Origin of the sequence: Schaalia sp. HMT-172, from assembly GCF_030644365.1 — a bacterium.
Lineage (GTDB): Bacteria > Actinomycetota > Actinomycetes > Actinomycetales > Actinomycetaceae > Pauljensenia.
Genome location: NZ_CP130058.1, coordinates 1,281,955 through 1,298,173, shown reverse-complemented (window position 1 = coordinate 1,298,173; position 16,219 = coordinate 1,281,955). Strand labels below are relative to the sequence as shown.

The following is a 16,219-nucleotide window of genomic DNA, read 5'->3' as shown; positions in this document are numbered from 1 at the left end:
GACTTCTGATTAACTCGATAGGTTATTTCAGAGAATCGACCGTCGCAAGGTAGGCGTCGCGCAGTCCGGCCACACTCGGGCCCGCGCCCAGAATCGCGCGGGACGACGAGGCCAACACGGCGTCTTCCGCGCCCGCGAAAACCTGCCTGACCTGCACCGGACCGGCACCCTGCGCGCCCACTCCTGGAGCCAAAAAAGCGCCTTTTAGAGCCGGAAGATCGATGCCGAGACGCTGCACGGCATCGCCCACGGTGGCACCGATGACGATGCCCGCAGGGCCAAGGTGTAATTGATCACAAGAGGCATTAAAGTCCGCCAGTTGGGACACGACGTGACCTGCGACGCTGCGTCCGTCCTCTCCGCGCGCGTGCTGCACGGAGGCGCCCTCGGGGTTCGAGGTCAGCGCCAGAACGAACACTCCCCTGCCCGTCTGCTTCGCAAGCTCAAGAGCGGGGGTCAACGAGCCGACCCCCAGGTAGGGAGACAGGGTGACAGCGTCGCCGGCGAGCGGCGAATCATCCGACAGATAGGCCTGCGCATAGCCGGCCATGGTGGAGCCGATGTCGCCGCGCTTAGCATCGACGATACACAGCGTGCCCACCTCGCGGCAGGCCGCGATGACTTCCTCGAGGACCGCGACGCCGCGCGAGCCATGGCGTTCGAAGAATGCGGCCTGCGGCTTGAAGGCGGCGGCGCGCCCACCCAGGGCCTCAACGACGCGAAGAGAGAACTCTCGAACGCCGTTCGCGTCATCATCCAATCCCCACTGGGCCAGCAGCGAGGCGTGCGGGTCGATGCCCACGCACACGGGACCATGCTCTTCCATGGCGGCGTAGAGGCGGTCTCCGAAACCGAGGCGAATCGGACGGGTGGCGGAATGCGGGTTCATCGTGTTTCCTCCGATCGGATCGAATCCCATTCCTGCAGGGAGCGCACGGAGTAGGCTCCGCGCATGCGCACCTCGATGGCCTGCACCATCGCGTTGAACGCCTGGAGCGTCGTGACGGCGGGGCGATCCTGCGAGGCCGAGGCCGCGCGGATCTGGTAGCCGTCGTTACGCGGGGCGCTGCGCTGTGGCGTGTTGACGACCAGGTCGATCGACCCCTCGTTGATCAGGTCGACGACCGTCGGCTCTCCCCCGTCGCCGCGGCCCTCGGAGGACTTGCGCACAGACTGGGCCTCGATGCCGTTGCGGCGCAGCACGGAGGCGGTGCCGGACGTTGCGAGGATGTTGAATCCCATCTCATGCATGCGTGCAGCCGGCAGGACGATCGCACGCTTGTCGGTGTCCGCGATGGAGATGAACACCGTGCCCGAGGTCGGCATGTCGGTCGATGCACCGAGCTGTGACTTGGCGAAGGCCGTCGGGAAGTCGCGGTCGATGCCCATCACCTCGCCGGTCGAACGCATCTCGGGACCGAGGACGGTGTCGACGATCTCGCCTTTGTCCGTGCGGAAACGCTTGAACGGCATGACCGCGGCCTTGACGGCGATCGATCCGCCGTCGTGAATCTCGCGCGCGTCGTGTGTGGGTAGAAGGCCCTGCTCACGCAAGGACGAGATCGAAGCACCCACCTGGATGAGGGCCGCGGCCTTGGCCAGCTGCACGCCGGTCGCCTTCGAGGCGAAGGGGACGGTGCGCGAGGCGCGCGGATTTGCCTCGATGACGTAGAGGGTGTCGGAGAGCAGCGCGAACTGAATGTTGATGAGGCCTCGCACGCCGACTCCCCGCGCGATCGCCTCGGTCGAGGCGGTGATGCGCTCCAGCTCACGTGCAGACAGCGTCATGGGAGGCAGCACGCAAGAAGAGTCACCCGAGTGGATGCCCGCCTCCTCGATGTGCTCCATGATGGCGCCCATGAAGAGCTCCTGGCCGTCGTACAGGGCGTCCACGTCGATCTCGATGGCCGCGTCGAGGAAGCGGTCGATGAGAAGCGGGCCGCGCGAGAAGAGCAGCTCGGAGTCGTGGCTGGCGAGGTACTCGCGCAGCGCCGACTCGTCGTTGATGATCGCCATGCCGCGCCCGCCCAGCACGAAGGAGGGCCGAACGAGGACCGGGTATCCGACCTTCTCGGCGACGGCAATGACCTGCTCGGGCGTGTGCGCCGTGTCGTGTGCGGGTGCCGGGCAGTGGGCCGCCTCGAGAACCTTGCCGAACTCCTCGCGGTCCTCGGCCAGGTCGATGGCCCGCGGGCTTGTGCCCAGGATCGGCACGCCGGCGCGCTCGAGGTCGGCGGCCAACGACAGCGGGGTCTGGCCACCGAGCTGGACGATCATGCCCTTGACGGGGCCGGCCGCGCACTCGGCGCGGTAGATTTCCAGCACATCCTCGAGGGTCAAGGGCTCGAAGTAGAGTCGGTCCGAGATGTCGTAGTCGGTCGAGACCGTCTCCGGGTTGCAGTTGACCATGATCGTCTCGTAGCGGCCGCGCAGCGACATGGCGGCATGCACGCACGAGTAGTCGAATTCGATGCCCTGGCCGATGCGGTTGGGACCGGCTCCCAGGATGATGACGGCCTCGCGCTCGCGCGGGCGTACCTCGTTCTCCTGGTCGTAGGTCGAGTAATGGTAGGGCGTGCGGGCGGCGAACTCGGCGGCGCAGGTGTCGACCGTCTTGAAGACCGGGTGGATGCCAAACGCGCCGCGCACCTCGCGCACCGTATCCTCCGACAGGCCGCGCATGGCGGCGATCTGACGGTCGGAGAAGCCGTGACGCTTCGCCTCGGCGAGGACGTCGCCCGTGAGGGCCTCGGCCCCTCGGATGCGGGTCGCGACCTCGTCGAGGAGGAACACCTGGTCCAAGAACCACGGGTCGATCTTCGTGGACTCGTAGAGCTCCTCGAGGGTCGCGCCCCCGCGAATCGCCTGCTGGACCTGGACGAGGCGCCCCTCGGTGCCGACTCCCGCAGCCTCCACGAGCGCGCGGGTCTCCTCGGGGGTGGGGGCCGGCCCATCCCAGTGGAACTGAACGCCGCCCTTGTCGATCGAGCGCAGCGCCTTCTGCAGAGCCTCCGTGTAGGAACGGCCGATTGCCATGGCCTCGCCGACGGCTTTCATCGACGTGGTGAGGGTGGGGTCGGCGGCCGGGAACTTCTCGAAGGTGAAACGCGGGACCTTGACGACCACGTAGTCGAGCGTCGGCTCGAACGAGGCCGGGGTTGAGCCCGTGATGTCGTTGGGGATCTCGTCCAGCGTGTAGCCGGTGGCAAGGCGCGCGGCGATCTTCGCGATCGGGAAGCCCGTCGCCTTCGAGGCCAGGGCGGAGGAACGCGACACGCGCGGGTTCATCTCGATAACGATGATGCGGCCCGTCTCGGGGTGGATCGCGAACTGGATGTTACAGCCGCCCGTGTCCACGCCCACGGCGCGGATGACGGCGATGCCGATGTCGCGCAGGCGCTGCATCTCGCGGTCGGTGAGGGTCAGCGCCGGGGCGACTGTGATCGAATCACCCGTGTGCACGCCGACCGGGTCGACGTTCTCAATCGAACACACGACGACAACGTTGTCCGCCTTGTCGCGCATGAGCTCAAGCTCGTACTCCTTCCACCCGAGGATCGACTCCTCCAGGAGCACCTCGGTCGTGATGGAGGCGGCCAGGCCCTGGCCGGCGATGCGCTCGAGATCCTCGGGGGTGTACGCGAAACCGGAGCCGAGGCCGCCCATCGTGAAGGAGGGACGAACGACAAGGGGGTAGCCGAGCTCGGCGGCGGCCGCGTGGCACTCCTCCAGAGTGTGGGCGATGAAGGAACGCGCGACCTCGGCGCCCGAACGCTCGACGATCTCCTTGAACTCCTCGCGGTCCTCGCCCGCCCGGATCGCGTCAATCGAGGCGCCGATGAGCTCGACGTCAAAGCGCTCGAGCACGCCCATCTCGGACAGGGCGACGGCCGTGTTCAGGGCCGTCTGGCCGCCCAGGGTCGGCAGCAGCGCGTCGGGGCGCTCCTTCTCGATGATCGACGCCACGACCTCCGGGGTGATCGGCTCGACGTAGGTGGCGTCCGCGATGCCCGGGTCGGTCATGATGGTTGCCGGGTTGGAGTTGACGAGGATGACGCGCAGGCCCTCCTCCTTCAAGACGCGGCATGCCTGCGTGCCCGAGTAGTCGAACTCGCACGCCTGGCCGATGACGATGGGGCCCGACCCGATGACGAGGACGGAGGACAGATCATTCCTGCGGGGCATCAGTGGGTCTCCTTAGCGGCGCTCATCAGGGACATGAAGCGATCAAACAGCAGCTCGCCGTCGTGCGGGCCGGCGGCTGCCTCGGGGTGATACTGGACGGAGAAGGCAGGGATGTCCAGGGCCCGTAGGCCCTCGACGACGCCGTCGTTGAGCCCGACGTGCGAGACCTCGACGCGGCCGTACCTGCCCGACTCGAAGGGGGCAATCGAGGGCTCCCCCACGGGCGCATCAACCGCGAACCCGTGGTTGTGGGCGGTGATCTCGACGCGGCCCGTCGCGACGTCCTTCACCGGCTGGTTGATGCCGCGGTGCCCGTAATTTAGCTTGTAGGTGCCATACCCGAGGGCGCGTCCAAACAGCTGGTGACCGAAGCAGATACCGAAGTACGGGATGCCCGCGTCCAGCACGGCGCGTAGCACGCCGATCTCGTGGTCGGCGGTCGACGGGTCGCCGGGGCCGTTGGAGAAGAACACGCCGTCCGGCTTGAGCGCCTCGATGTCCGCGAAGGTGGCGGTGGAGGGCACCACGTAAACGCGCGCTCCGCGTGCGGCCAGGTGGTAGGGCGTGCGCGACTTGATGCCCAGGTCGACGGCGACGACGCGCGCGATGGGTTCCTTGCCCTCGAAGTCACCGAGGGGCTCGACCACGTAGGTCTCGTCCGTCGACACCTCGGCTGCCAACGCCGCTCCGCTCATCGCGGGAGAATCGGCGACGATGCGCACGAGCGAGGCCACGGCCTCATCCCCCAGGTACTGCGCGCCCACGGGCAGTGCATCCCCCGAGAAGATGCCGGCGCGCATGGCGCCGCGCTCGCGAATGTGGCGCGTGATCGCACGCGTATCGACGTCCGCGATGCCGACGATGCCCTGGGCGATCAGCTCATCTTCCAGCTCCCGGCGCGAGCGCCAGTTGGAGGCGCGGCGCGCTGCGTCGCGCACGACGAAGCCCGCGACCCAGATGCGCGAGGACTCGGGGTCCTCGTCGTTGACGCCGGTGTTGCCGATGTGAGGGGCCGTCATGACGACGATCTGGCGGTGGTACGACGGGTCGGTGAGCGTCTCCTGGTAGCCGGTCATGCCGGTCGAGAACACGATCTCGCCGAGCGTGCGGCCCCTCGCGCCCCACGCGCGGCCCTTGAAGACGGTTCCGTCCTCCAAGACGAGCAAAGCGATATCGGACGTGGTCATCGGTCCTCCTTGGCAATCGGGGTGGCGTCGACGACCGTGGGGACGCCGTTGAAAATGGTGTAGCGCACCTGGCCGGGCAGTTCCATGCCGCGGAAGGGGCAGTTCGTGGAGCGCGTCCACTGCTTGGCAGGATCGACCGTCACGCGGACGGTGGCGTCCACGAGGGCCACGTGCGCGGGGGCACCGACGACGAGGCCCTGGCCCTGCGATTGCACGCGGCCGATGCGGGCGGGAACCGTCGACATGACGCGAGCGATATCCGTCCAGTCCATGCGACCGGTATTGACCATCGTCTCGATGAGGATCGGCAGCGCCGTTTCCAGTCCCGTCATGCCGAAGGCGCCGGCCTGCCACTCGCAGTCTTTCATCTCGAGGGGGTGGGGGGCGTGGTCGGTGCCGATGCAATCGATCGTGCCGTCGGCCAGGCCCTCACGCACCGCCTCGACGTCCTCCGCGCGGCGCAGCGGCGGGTTCACCTTGTAGAGCGGATCGTAGGTGGCGGCCAGCTGCTCGGTGAGCAGCAGGTGGTGGGGCGTGGCCTCGGCCGTAATGTCGACGCCCTGCGCCTTGCCCCAGCGCACGAGGTCGACGGAGCCCGCCGTGGACAGGTGGCACACGTGCAGGCGCGAGCCCACGTGCTTGGCGAGCAGGATGTCGCGGGCGATGATCGCCTCTTCGGCGACGGCGGGCCAGCCGGCCAGGCCGAGTTCACCGGACAGCGCCGACTCGTTCATCTGCGCGCCCTCGGTGAGGGCAGGATCCTGGCTGTGCTGGGCGATGACGCCGCCGAAGCCCTTGACGTATTCGAGGGCGCGGCGCATGAGCACGGGGTCGGACACGCACTTGCCATCGTCGGAGAAGACGCGCACCTTCGAGCGCGAGCGGGCCATCGAGCCGAGAGCGGCCAGATGCTTGCCCTCCAGGCCCTTGGTGACCGCGCCGACGGGGCGCACCTCGACCCAGTCGGCCTCCTCGCCCAGGCGCAGCACCTGGTCGACGATGGCCGCGCTGTCCTGCGTGGGCGTCGTGTTCGCCATCGCGTGCACGGCCGTGTAGCCGCCGACGGCGGCCGCGCGGGTGCCCGTGAAGACGGTCTCGGCGTCCTCACCGCCGGGCTGGCGCAGGTGGGTGTGAATATCGACGAGGCCGGGCAGGGCGATGAGGCCCTCCGCGTCGATGACGCGCGGGTCTCGCACGGCGTCGCGAGCGTCGGCGCCGATCGCGACGATCGTGCCGCCGGACAGCGCAATGTCGGTGGGCTCCCCGCCGAGCAGCGAAGCGCCGGTGATCAGGATGTCACGGGTCTGTTCAGTCATTGCTATGTCCTTCCGATGCGAGGAGCAGATAGAGGGCAGCCATACGGATACACACGCCGTTGGACACCTGCTCGACGATGACAGACTGGTCTGAGTCGGCTGCCTCAGCGCAGATTTCGAGGCCCCGGTTCATGGGGCCGGGGTGCATGACGACCGCGTCGGAGCGCAGCTTCGCGAAACGCTCGGGGGTCAGGCCGTATTCGGCGTGGTAGGCGCCCGGCGAGGGGAAGAAGCCGCCGCCGGCGCTCGACATGCGCTCGCGCTGGACGCGCAGCATCATGACCGCGTCGGGGCGGCTTGCCAGGGCCTCATCAAAGTCGTAGGAGGTGTCGCAGTTCCAGGTGTCCACGCCGATCGGCAGAAGCGTCGGGGGCGCGACCAGGGTGACGCGGGCACCCAGGAGCGTCAGTAGGTCGACGTTGGAGCGCGCCACGCGCGAGTGGAGGACGTCGCCGACGATGACGACGTGCGCCCCGTCGAGGCCGGAGCCGGGAGCGGGGGTGCCGTCTTCTCCCAGCGACGGCGCGTAGTGGCGGCGCAGCGTCATTGCGTCGAGCAGCGCCTGCGTCGGATGCTGATGGGTGCCGTCACCGGCGTTGAGGACGGGCAGGTCCATCCATCCGGCGTGGGCCAGGCGGTGGGCGGCGCCGGAGGAGGAGTGGCGCACGATGACGGCGTCCGCGCCCATCGCCTGCAGCGTCAGTGCCGTGTCCTTGAGGGACTCGCCCTTGGACACGGACGAGCCTCGCGCTTGGAAGTTGATGACGTCGGCGCTCAGGCGCTTGGCGGCCGTCTCGAAGGAGATGCGGGTGCGCGTCGAATCTTCGAAGAAGAGATTGACGACGGTCTTTCCCTGAAGCGTCGGAAGCTTCTTGACGCCGTGGCGCTGTGTGGCGGCCATCTGCTCCGCCGTGTCGAGGATCAGGATCGCCTCCTCGCGGGTCACGTCGCGGATCGAAATAAGATGGCTCAAGCTCATCGCTTACAGGCCCTTCCCTAGCAGGACGCCGTCGCGCCCATCGGTTTCGTCGAGCAGGATGGTCACTGTTTCATCCCGCGATGTCGGCAAGTTCTTGCCGACGTAGTCCGGTCGGATCGGCAGCTCGCGGTGGCCGCGGTCGATCAGGACGGCGAGCTGGACGGCCGCGGGTCGGCCGATGCGGCTGAGCGCATCGAGGGCGGCCTTAATCGTGCGGCCCGTGTACAGGACGTCGTCCACCAGGACGACTGTCTTTCCATCGATGCCGGTGACTGGAATCAGCGTTTCCTTGGGGGCACGCAGCGGCTGGCTGGCCAGGTCGTCGCGGAACATCGTGGCGTCGATGATCGCCAGGTCCGCGTAGGTGCCGGACACTTCGCGAATCCTGTTGACAAGCCTGCGCGCGAGGGTGGCTCCGCGAGTCGGAATGCCGGCGATGACGAGACTGTCACTGCCACCGTTGCGCTCGATGATTTCGTAGGCGATGCGTGTCAGAGAGCGGGCGACGTCGCCTGCTCCCAATACTTCTTTGCCGCGCGATGCGCGATCAGCGTGCAGTGATCCCACTGCGAGCTCCTTCCCCGCCTCACGGGACGGTCATTAAAGGATGTGTTCCAGATCAATGGTACGCGCCTGGTGTGACACTCGCGGATCACGGGCGCGTGTGAAAGGCCACGTGGGAGGGCATATGAGGCGGCGCGATGAGGGCTGGGTGCGGTGTGGGGCATGTCCCCGAGGTGGACGCCGGGGCATGAAGCTGCGAGGAATATACCCGGTAGGGGTATAGAAGAATACCCCTACCGGGTATCGACGCATCACGCAAATTGCGCGCCCGTCACCTACGAAGCGAATGAAAGGGATGAAGCCGTTAAAATTGGTACCGTGCGAATACGCGCACCCATTCAACGTCGACAGACAGGATGATCACGCAATGACCATTGAAGAACTGCCTACGCCCGGGGTCCACGGCGGCGGCTGCGGGTGTGGAGGACACGACGGCGACGAGCCCACGATCGATGCGACCGCTATCCCCCACCGGCTCCGTCATGCGGCGGTGCTCGGCGCGGCCGGGTCGATGAACGCCGGTGAGTCGTTCATCATCCGTGCCCCCCATCTGCCCCGCCCCCTGCTCGCGCAGATCATGCAGCTGCCCGGCGAATGGACCTTCGAGGTCCTCGTCGATGGCCCGCAGTACTGGGACGTGCGCACCACGCGCGTCTCCCTGTGAGGGCGCCCGACCAGGGATCACAACGCAGACGCATACAAGTGTGGCCGCCACGAACGATCATGGCGGCCACACCCATGCACTATTGTCGTCGAGGCGTCGGCTCAGTATTCCTCGAGCAGCTCATCGAGCTCGTCGTCAACGCTGGCACCGTCAAGCGGCTTCGCGCCGACGGGAAGCGACCTGGCGGGCGCCTCCTGAACGGGCAGATCCTCACCTGAGTCCACGTGACTCGTCTGGGACGCCTCGGCCTCGGAAAGAGCGGAAGACTCCTCCTCGCGGCCCTCTCTGCGCGACCACGCTGGCGAGGCCAGATCCTTGCGAATCGCGTCGAGGACCGCATTGACGAAGGACGGCGATGTATCCGTCGAAATCGAGCGAACGATAGAGATCGCCTCGTCGATCACGATGATCGGCGACACCTCGTCGTTCTCGAGCATCTCCCACACGGCCACGCGCATGACGGCCAGGTCCACGGCGGCGATACGATCCAGCCCGGGTACGCGCGCGTGCGCCGAGATCAACGAGTCGATGCGACGCAGGTTATCCGCCACACCGGCGATGATCTGAATCGAAAACTCCGGGAGCGGAGTCTGAGCCGCAGTGATGACGCGGCGCTCGCGCAGAAGGTCGCGCAGCACGTCGGGGTTAGACCCCATCCCGCGCTGATCGGCCTCGTACACGACGTCGGCCGCGCGCTTGCGGGCCTTCGTGCGCGACGTGAAGCGGTGCTGCTTCGACATTACTCGGTCACGCGGCCCGAGTACGAGCCGTCGCGGGTGTCGACCTTGACGCGGGTGCCTTCCTCCATGAAGAGGGGAACCTGGATCTCGTAGCCGGTCTCGAGCGTCGCGGGCTTGGTGCCGGCGGAGGAACGGTCGCCCTGTAGGCCGGGCTCGGTGTGCGTGATCGTCAGGACGACGGTCGCGGGCAGCTCAACGAACAGGACGGTGCCGTCGTGCTGGGAGACGATGACGTCCTGGTTCTCGACCATGAAGTTGCGGGCATCGCCCACGGTCTCGGCGGGAACGTTGATCTGCTCGTAGGTGGACTGGTCCATGAAGACATAGTCGGTGCCGTCCTGGTACAGGTACGTCATGTCGCGGCGGTCGACGGTCGCGGTCTCGATCTTGAGGCCGGCGTTGAAGGTCTTGTCGACGGTCTTGCCGGACAGCACGTTCTTGATCTTGGTGCGCACGAAGGCCGGGCCCTTGCCGGGCTTGACGTGCTGGAATTCGACAACCTGCCAGAGCTGGCCGTCGATCACCATGACGAGGCCGTTCTTCAGATCATTTGTCGTTGCCACAGGGGTACCTCACTTGTGAAGGAATCAGTAATCAGGGGTCAGTTTACACGCGCCGGCGACGAAATCCGCGACTTCTTGCGGGGTGCGCTCACTCGTATCGACTGTTGTGTCGGCCACGGCCGCATACGCCTCGCGGGCCTGGTTCATCAGCTGGGTGAGGACCGCGCGGGGTGCGCCAAGCCCCACCGAGCGTGGTGCACCCAGGTTTTCTCGGCGAGATACTGCGGAAAGGTCCGCGCCGAGCTCGATGATATGCGCGCCCTTGGCACGTGCTCGTTGAATTGCCGAGGCCGTGGCGGAGTCAAGCGGCTGCGAGGCGCCGAGCGTGACGATGCCCTCGTTAGCGTCTAAGAGGCGCGCGGCCTGTGCGCGAGAGGCCTCGGGCAGGCGCGGGTCGCGCCCGACGACGAGGGTGCGCATTGGCGCGCCCAGGCTCTCCTCAACGGCATCGTCGACCTCGTAGAGCGGGAGTGCGTAGCGCTGAGACAGGATCCAACCGACCGTCGTCTTGCCCGAGCCCGTCACTCCGATGAGGACGATCATGCTCATGGGCGAATTCCGATCGCCTCGGCGGGGACGCAGAGCTCGCCGGGTTCGACGGCCTCGGTGCGCGGGTTTGCGATCCCGTCCAGCAGGACGAAGCGCAGAATCCCGCGGCGTACCTTCTTATCTGACAACATGATGCGCGTCAGCTCCTCCAGAGTGCTTCCCTCGTAGCGCGTGGGCAGGCCTACGCGGGAGAAGAGCTGGTCGTGGCGCGCAACGTCCTCGGCGCTGAGCTGCCCCCGGGCTTGGGCCAGGCGCGCCGCGAAGCAGCAGCCGACGGCGACCGCATCGCCGTGGCGCCACGTGTAGTCGTTCGCGCGCTCGATCGCGTGGGCGAGGGTGTGCCCGTAGTTGAGAATCTCGCGCAGGCCTCCCTCGGTCAGGTCGGCCGACACGACGCGGGCCTTGACGGCGACCGCGCGCGTCGTGATCTCGGCCAGCTGCTCGCTGGAGGGATCGAGGAGCGCATCAGGGTCAGTCTCCTCCACGATGCGCAAGATGTCCGGATCGGCGATGAAACCGCACTTGATGACTTCGGCTGCCCCGGCGGCGAGGTCTTCGCGCGGCAGCGAGGACAACAGGCTCATGTCGGCGACGACGGCGCGGGCCGGGTAGAACGAGCCGACGAGATTCTTGCCTACCGACGTGTTGATCCCGGTTTTGCCGCCGACGGCGGCGTCGACCATGCCGAGCAGCGTAGTCGGCACGTTGATGAGACTCACGCCGCGCAGCCACGTGGCGGCCACGAAGCCCGCCATGTCGGTGGTCACTCCCCCGCCCATGGCGATGATCGCGTCCTTGCGGCCCAGCTGCAGGCACCCGCACGTGTCCCACAGGCCGGCCACGACGTCGATGGTCTTGCCGGCCTCGGCGTCGGGATGGTCGGCGGTGGCGGCCTCGTACCCGAGGCTGCGTAGATGCTCGGCCAGGGCCTGCGCGCGGGCGGCGAGCGGGCGGGCGTGGACGATGAGGGCCTTGGTCGCCGCCGAGTCGAGAGCGGCGACGATCGGATCGAAACCGAGATCGCGTCCGACGGTGATGGTCGACGGCTGGACGCCGGTCACCTCGATGGTGGTGCTCATGAGTGCTCCAGGTTGGTGAGAATGTCGGTGACGACGCCGTCGGCTGGGCCCGGACCGCTGGAAACGATCAGCGTGGCGACGGCGCGGTAGTGGGGCTCGCGTGCCTCGCGCAGGCGCCGCAGCGCCCCGTCGGGATCCGTCGCGAGCAAAGGACGATGGGTCTTAGACGCGGTACGGCGCACGAGCTCCTCGTGGGGAGCGTCAATGTAGACGACGGTGTGGCCAGCGAGCAGGTCGCGCACGGCCTGCGTGGCCGCCGCTCCCCCACCCAGAGACACGACTGCGCTGCGCGTGAGCGCGCAAGCGACCGCATCGGTTTCCATGACGCGGAAGGCAGCCTCGCCATCGACGGCGAAAATGTCGGCGATCGGTCGCCCCTGGCGCTCCTCGACGAGATCGTCGGTGTCCACGTGGTCCACGCCGAGGCGGGAGGCCAGCAGGCGACCGACCTTCGACTTACCGGCGCCGGGTAGGCCGACGAGCACGATGGGTAGGTTGACGCTCATGCGCGCTCACCCACGGCATGAAGGTAGGCGGCCAGATTGCGGCGCATCTCGCCCACCGAGCGCCCGCCCGCGTGGTCGAAGAGAGCGTCGGCCAGCACCAGGGCCACCTCGGCCTCGGCGATGACGGCGCCGGGAACGACCTGGCAGGTGTCGGAGCGCTGGTGCAGGCCCACCGCCTCCTCGCCGGTGGCCAGATCCACGCTGCGCAGGGCGCGAGGGACGGTCGAGATCGGCTTGAAGCCGGCGCGCGCCACGATGGGAGCGCCGTTGGAGGTGCCGCCCTCAATTCCGCCCGCGTGGTTGGACGTGCGCGTCAGATGTCCGTCCTCCCCGCGCACGATCTCGTCGTGCGCGGCGGAACCGAGCAGGGCGGCCTGGGCGAACCCATCGCCGATCTCGACGCCCTTGACGGACTGGATAGACATGAGCGCGCCCGCCAGGCGGGCGTCCAGGCGTTCTCGCGCGCTCACGTGCGTTCCCAGGCCCACCGGAACGTCGTAGGCGATGACCTCGACGACGCCGCCGATGGTGTCCCCCGCGTGCTTCGCGTCGTCCACGGCCGCCTCGAATCGCGCGTTGTCGGCCGGGTCGAGCGTGCGCATGGACGCGGCGCACAGGGCTTCCTCGTCAGCGGGCGTGGGCACGGCCTGGGACGTGGCGCGCTGGGCGCCCACGGCCACGACGTGGGAAACGAGGCGGATGCCGGCGACCTGGTCGATGAGCGCCTCGGCCAGCGCGCCGAGGGCGACGCGCGCGGCGGTCTCGCGGGCGGAGGCGCGCTCGAGGACGGGGCGAGCCTCGGGCAGATCGTAGGAGAGCATGCCGGGCAGGTCGGCGTGCCCCGGGCGAGGCCTCGTCAACGGGCGGTTCCGCGCGATCTCGCGCTCGTCCCCGGTACCGGCATCAATGAGAAGAGCCGAGGGATCCACGGGGTCCGCGCTCATGACGGTCTCCCACTTGGGCCACTCGGAGTTACCGATGCGCAGGGCGATCGGGGCGCCCGTCGTCACGCCGTGGCGAACGCCCGCAAGAATCGAGACGTCGTCGGCCTCAAACTTCTGGCGCGCGCCGCGCCCATAGCCGAGGCGGCGCCGAGCAAGGGCGCGGCGCAGATCCTCCGTGGTGATGTGCAGGCCGGAGGGAATCCCCTCGATCGTGGCAAGCAGTGCGGGCCCGTGCGATTCTCCGGCGGTCATCCAACTCAGCATGCCTCCCAGTGTCCCACAAGGCCGCCCGCCGACGCCCGCCGTCTCTCACGGGGTGAACGCTCAGGACTGGGATGATTCGTCGCCGCTCAGGCTCGGTTCGGTGCCGAGAATATCGATGACGATGCACAGCGTATCGTCGCCGGCCGCCAGGTCCGGCGGGATCGTGATCGCCAGGCGCGACCCGACCTTCTGATCGACCAGCGCGGTCTGGAGGCCACGCATGGCCGTGCTGAGGTTGATGACCTGCGGGACGCCCGTCTCCCAGGTGGAGACGCGCACGACGCCGTCCGTCCAGCCGAGCACCGTGAACTGGGCGACCACCCGATCGCTCTCGTGGACCTGTACGCCGTCGCCTTTAATGAGGGCCTGCGTCGTGACCCCGTCGGGAACGGTGGTCGAATGCGTGATGATCGGGCCCTCCGGGCTCATTTCGACGCTCAGGGGGCCGACCGTGGCATCCACCGCAGTCCCCATGGCGATCGAAGGCAGGATGTCGATGACGTCGACCTCAATGCCGCTGGTGGCTCCCGGAGCGCCGGCACCCGGCGCGATCGTGCGGAAGGCGACAATGCGCGTGCCCTCACGCTGGCCCACGACCATGGAGGTCAGCTCGTCGCCGATGACGTCGCTTCCCACGATGCCCAGGCTCAGCTGCGGGCGCCCCGACTCCGACAGGGTCTGCCCGGTCTCGCCGTCGAAGGCGGTGATCGCGACCAGTACGGGAGAGCCCTCGGTGATGTCACGCCCGCTGCCCTCGACGAGGGTGGTCGCCTTCGTTCCCGTGACTTCGAGAGGGGCCTTGATCTCGATCGTCGGCGTCGCGCCGACGCGGCCCGAGACGGCGACGCGCTCGAAGAGGGGAAGCGGCGCCGACTGCGGGCTCGGCTCGGCCGTTACCTCCGTCGCGCTCGGCTCGGCCGGGTGGAGAGCCCACCAGGCGATGCCGCCTCCCGCCGCGAGGAGGACCAGGGCGAGGAGGAGGCGTCCGAGCAGCGAAGCACGCGAGGAGCCGCGCGAGCGCTCACCTCTCGCGGCAGCGCGCTGCGAGGAGCCTTTCGCGCGTCGGGCACGCGAGGAGTCGGGGGTCTGCGAAGCTGAGCTCATGCCGGAATCGTAGGAGACGACGCGGTGATCTGCGCGATGAGTCCATCGACGCGCGGGTCCGAGGTGGCCAGTGGATCCTGCAGGGAGAGCGGAATGGCCGAGGAATCGTCGAGGCGCACGTGCACCCAGTCGACGCTGAGGTCGGCGCGCGCGTCCTCCGCTGCCGCGATGATGCGACCACGTAGGCACGCGCGCGTCGTAGCCGGCGCCACGGTGGTGGCGCGGGCCACCCCCTCCGGCGTCGTGAGGCGTCGCATGAGGCCGGCGCGCTCCATGCGCTCGCGCAGGCCCTGCGCCGTGATGTCCGAATAGGACAGCTCGAGGCGGGCTACTCGCGGGTCGCTCAGGGCAGCGCCGGTGCGCGCGCAGTAGGACTCCAGCAGCGAGCGCTTGATGGCGACGTCGAGTTCGGTGTCGACCCCGCTCCAGTCGCCGCTCGCGATGGCGTCGAGGCCTCGGCCCCACAGGTCGACGACGTAGGCACGCATCGGGTCGAGCTCGGCGACGCCGATTCGCGCGAGGACACGTTCGCGGATTTCGCGCTGGAGGACCACGGCGCTCGTCGTGCGGCCCGAGGCCAGCTCGATCGGGGTGGAGCCGGTCAAGTCGGCGTTGATTTCTCGAATGGCCCGCATCGGATCGGCGAGAGAGAGGTCTTCGATCTGGAGCCCGTCCTCGATGGCGTGGATGAGAAGCTCGGTCATGCCGACCTTCAGCGCCGTCGTCGGCTCCGCGACGTTCGTATCGCCGACGATGACGTGCATGCGCCGGTACGCGCCCGAGTCGGCCAAGGCCTCGTCGCGCGTGTTGATGATGGGGCGCGAGCGGGTAGTGGCCGAGGACACGGCGTCCCACATCTGGTCGGCGCGTTGGGAGAACTGCAGGCGCGGCGTCGCGGCTCCCGTGTTGATCCACCCGTTACCCACCAGGATCTGGCGGGTCACGAAGAAGGCGACGAGCGCGTCGGCGACCTGGCGGAAGTCGCGCCTGCGGTGCAGCAGGTAGTTCTCGTGGCAGCCATACGAGTTGCCCTGCGAGTCCAGGTTGTTGCGGAAGAGGTGCAGCGACAGGTCGGTGCCCAGCTCCGCCAACGCCTCGTCGGCAGAAACGGCCAGGTCGGCGAGCATGACGGAACCGGCGCGGTCCTGCTCGAGGAGATCCTCGAGCCGGTCGCACTCGGCGGTGGCGTACTCGGGGTGGGCGCCCACGTCCAGGTAGAGTCGACCGCCGTTACGCAGGAATAGGTTGGAGGAACGGCCCTGGTGCAGGAGGGGCTCGAACAGCTGGCGAGCGGCGTGCTCGGCGTCCATCGGCGCCGCTCCGGACGGGGACGCGGCCGTCAGCCCGTACTCCGTTTCGATGCCGAAAACTCTCCGCCTCACGTCACTGGCCGCCCTTCTGGACGAAGCCCTGCACGAAGGCCTCGGCGTTCGTTTCGAGGACGGAGTCGATCTCGTCGAGGAGGGAGTCAATCGAGGAGGTACGGGCCTGGACCTGACCCGCCGCCTCGGTGGCGTCGTCGTCGGGCGTAGGGGTGCCGGCAAAAATCTGGTTCGACATGGTGTGTTCTTCTTT

General features: G+C 68.0%; 16 protein-coding genes. 1 reads left to right on the top strand and 15 read right to left on the bottom strand.

Going from position 1 to position 16,219, the window contains the following annotated elements:
- Positions 1 to 22 precede the first annotated feature (22 nt).
- From pyrF to pyrR, 6 genes are read right to left on the bottom strand one after another with little or no spacing between them, the layout of a single operon-like run.
- On the bottom strand, positions 23 to 889 hold the full coding sequence (pyrF, locus tag QU663_RS05450) for an orotidine-5'-phosphate decarboxylase (protein WP_021612367.1): 867 nt from the start codon (positions 887 to 889) through the stop codon (positions 23 to 25).
- The gene (gene carB, locus QU663_RS05445) at positions 886 to 4,185 is read right to left on the bottom strand and encodes a carbamoyl-phosphate synthase large subunit (RefSeq protein ID WP_021612368.1); all 3,300 of its coding nucleotides are present in this window, start codon (positions 4,183 to 4,185) and stop codon (positions 886 to 888) included. The genes pyrF and carB overlap by 4 nt, the downstream gene beginning before the upstream one ends.
- Positions 4,185 to 5,372 (bottom strand): glutamine-hydrolyzing carbamoyl-phosphate synthase small subunit, encoded by a 1,188-nt coding sequence (gene carA / locus QU663_RS05440; protein ID WP_021612369.1) that lies wholly within the window; start codon positions 5,370 to 5,372, stop codon positions 4,185 to 4,187. The genes carB and carA overlap by 1 nt, the downstream gene beginning before the upstream one ends.
- Positions 5,369 to 6,688 (bottom strand): dihydroorotase, encoded by a 1,320-nt coding sequence (locus tag QU663_RS05435; RefSeq protein ID WP_009055946.1) that lies wholly within the window; start codon positions 6,686 to 6,688, stop codon positions 5,369 to 5,371. The genes carA and QU663_RS05435 overlap by 4 nt, the downstream gene beginning before the upstream one ends.
- Positions 6,681 to 7,667 (bottom strand): aspartate carbamoyltransferase catalytic subunit, encoded by a 987-nt coding sequence (locus QU663_RS05430; protein WP_021612370.1) that lies wholly within the window; start codon positions 7,665 to 7,667, stop codon positions 6,681 to 6,683. Before QU663_RS05430 ends, QU663_RS05435 begins: the two co-directional genes overlap by 8 nt.
- A gap of 3 nt (positions 7,668 to 7,670) precedes the next feature.
- Entirely contained in the window at positions 7,671 to 8,234 is a 564-nt protein-coding gene (gene pyrR / locus QU663_RS05425) for a bifunctional pyr operon transcriptional regulator/uracil phosphoribosyltransferase PyrR (protein ID WP_034481826.1), read from the bottom strand.
- A gap of 364 nt (positions 8,235 to 8,598) precedes the next feature.
- Between pyrR and QU663_RS05420 the strand changes: the two genes are divergently transcribed.
- Positions 8,599 to 8,895, top strand: coding sequence for a DUF2249 domain-containing protein (locus QU663_RS05420; protein ID WP_050981220.1), 297 nt, complete (start codon positions 8,599 to 8,601; stop codon positions 8,893 to 8,895).
- A gap of 101 nt (positions 8,896 to 8,996) precedes the next feature.
- Here the strand turns inward: QU663_RS05420 and nusB are convergent, their stop codons facing one another.
- From nusB to QU663_RS05375, 9 genes are read right to left on the bottom strand one after another with little or no spacing between them, the layout of a single operon-like run.
- A complete protein-coding gene (nusB, locus tag QU663_RS05415; protein WP_009055976.1) occupies positions 8,997 to 9,635 on the bottom strand; it encodes a transcription antitermination factor NusB in 639 nt (212 codons plus the stop codon).
- The gene (gene efp, locus QU663_RS05410) at positions 9,635 to 10,198 is read right to left on the bottom strand and encodes an elongation factor P (RefSeq protein ID WP_009055954.1); all 564 of its coding nucleotides are present in this window, start codon (positions 10,196 to 10,198) and stop codon (positions 9,635 to 9,637) included. Before efp ends, nusB begins: the two co-directional genes overlap by 1 nt.
- Before the next feature lie 24 nt (positions 10,199 to 10,222).
- On the bottom strand, positions 10,223 to 10,747 hold the full coding sequence (locus QU663_RS05405; protein WP_021612374.1) for a shikimate kinase: 525 nt from the start codon (positions 10,745 to 10,747) through the stop codon (positions 10,223 to 10,225).
- The gene (gene aroB / locus QU663_RS05400) at positions 10,744 to 11,826 is read right to left on the bottom strand and encodes a 3-dehydroquinate synthase (protein ID WP_021612375.1); all 1,083 of its coding nucleotides are present in this window, start codon (positions 11,824 to 11,826) and stop codon (positions 10,744 to 10,746) included. The genes QU663_RS05405 and aroB overlap by 4 nt, the downstream gene beginning before the upstream one ends.
- A complete protein-coding gene (locus QU663_RS05395; RefSeq protein WP_021612376.1) occupies positions 11,823 to 12,332 on the bottom strand; it encodes a shikimate kinase in 510 nt (169 codons plus the stop codon). Before QU663_RS05395 ends, aroB begins: the two co-directional genes overlap by 4 nt.
- Positions 12,329 to 13,540, bottom strand: coding sequence for a chorismate synthase (aroC, locus tag QU663_RS05390; RefSeq protein WP_296492072.1), 1,212 nt, complete (start codon positions 13,538 to 13,540; stop codon positions 12,329 to 12,331). Before aroC ends, QU663_RS05395 begins: the two co-directional genes overlap by 4 nt.
- A 60-nt stretch (positions 13,541 to 13,600) precedes the next feature.
- A complete protein-coding gene (locus tag QU663_RS05385; RefSeq protein WP_021610597.1) occupies positions 13,601 to 14,644 on the bottom strand; it encodes an FKBP-type peptidyl-prolyl cis-trans isomerase in 1,044 nt (347 codons plus the stop codon).
- Complete coding sequence (gene pafA, locus QU663_RS05380; RefSeq protein ID WP_021610598.1) at positions 14,641 to 16,026, bottom strand: Pup--protein ligase; 1,386 nt, start codon at positions 16,024 to 16,026, stop codon at positions 14,641 to 14,643. The genes QU663_RS05385 and pafA overlap by 4 nt, the downstream gene beginning before the upstream one ends.
- A 1-nt stretch (position 16,027) precedes the next feature.
- Positions 16,028 to 16,204, bottom strand: coding sequence for a ubiquitin-like protein Pup (locus tag QU663_RS05375; protein ID WP_009057700.1), 177 nt, complete (start codon positions 16,202 to 16,204; stop codon positions 16,028 to 16,030).
- Positions 16,205 to 16,219: the final 15 nt, after the last annotated feature.